1 protein-coding gene is annotated in these 1,450 nt (G+C 69.5%); it reads left to right on the top strand.

Annotated elements, in window-relative coordinates:
- Positions 1-17: 17 nt before the first annotated feature.
- A partial coding sequence (locus AB0E19_RS38705; protein ID WP_362189941.1) for an MFS transporter occupies positions 18-1,450 on the top strand: 1,433 nt, incomplete at its 3' end.

The following is a 1,450-nucleotide window of genomic DNA, read 5'->3' as shown; positions in this document are numbered from 1 at the left end:
GAAAGGACTGGTTGGTCATGTCGGTTGTCGAGAGTGCGCGTCCGGGTCCGGATGCCGGCGCGGCGGCGAGTGGTGGTGCCGGTGGTCCGGTACCGGACAGGCTGGACGGCCGGCTGAAGCTCGTCCTGGTCGTCCTGCTCGTCGCGCAGTTCATGCTCGCGGTGGACTTCTCCATCCTCAACGTCGCCCTGCCCGTCATCGGCGAAGGCCTCGGCTTCTCCCTGGCCAACCTCCAGTGGATCGCCACCTCCTTCGCCCTGTGCGCCGCGGGCTTCACCCTCCTGTTCGGCCGCGTCGCCGACCTCTTCGGACGCCGCCGCCTCTTCCTCATCGGACTCGCCGTCCTCGGCGCCTCCTCCCTCCTCGGCGGACTCGCCACCACCCCCGAAGTCCTCCTCGTCGCCCGCGTCCTGCAGGGCCTGGCCACCGCCGCCGTCACCCCCGCAGGCCTCTCCCTGCTCACCACCTCCTTCCCCGAAGGCCCCCTCCGCCAGAAAGCCCTCGGACTCAACGGCGCCCTCATGTCCGCCGGCTTCACCACCGGCGCCATCCTCGGCGGCGTCCTGACCGACCTCCTCTCCTGGCGCTGGGCCTTCTTCATCAACGTCCCCGTCGCCATCGCCGTCCTCCTCATCGCCCCCACCGTCATCAAGGAATCCCGACCCACCGAACGCCCCCGCCTCGACCTCCCCGGCGCCACCACCGTCACCCTCGGCCTCCTCGCCCTCGTCTACGGCCTCACCCACGCCGGCGAAGAAGGCTGGACCGACCCCACCGCCCTCACCGCCCTCGCCGCCGGCGTCATCCTCCTCATCGCCTTCTACGCCATCGAAGCCAAGGCCAAGGCACCCCTCGTCCCCGTCACCGTCCTCAAGCGCAGGAACGTCGCCTGGGGCAACATCGCCGGACTCATCGCCTTCCTCACCGAGACCAGCCTCGTCTTCCTCATGACCCTCTACCTCCAGGAAGTCCTCGGCTTCTCCGCCCTCGCCGCCGGCCTCTCCTTCGGCGTCCTGGGCATCGGCACCGTCATCGGCGGCTCCATCGCCCCCAAGGTCATCGCCGCCACCAACACCCGCACCACCCTCATCATCGGCGGACTCCTCCAGGCCGCCGCCACCCTCGCCCTCATCGGCCTCGGCGAAACCGCCACCGCCCTCTGGCTCCTCCTGCCCGCCACCTTCGCCGGCGGCATCGGCAACATGCTCGTCATCGTCGGCTTCATGGTCACCGCCACCACCGGCCTGCCCGACCACGAACAAGGCATGGCCACCGGCCTCGCCACCATGACCCAGCAAATCGGCATCACCATGGGCACCCCCATCATGAGCGCCATCGCCGCCACCACCCTCGACATCCACCACGGCATCACCACCGCCGTCATCATCAACACCGCCATCGTCCTCATCGGCACCCTCACCACCGCCCTCTACCTCCGCACCAAGACACC

The sequence above is a fragment of the Streptomyces sp. NPDC047974 genome (assembly GCF_040653375.1).
Taxonomy (GTDB): domain Bacteria; phylum Actinomycetota; class Actinomycetes; order Streptomycetales; family Streptomycetaceae; genus Streptomyces.
The sequence above is the reverse complement of the archived record's forward strand: the minus strand, read 5'-3'. Positions and strand labels throughout refer to the sequence as shown.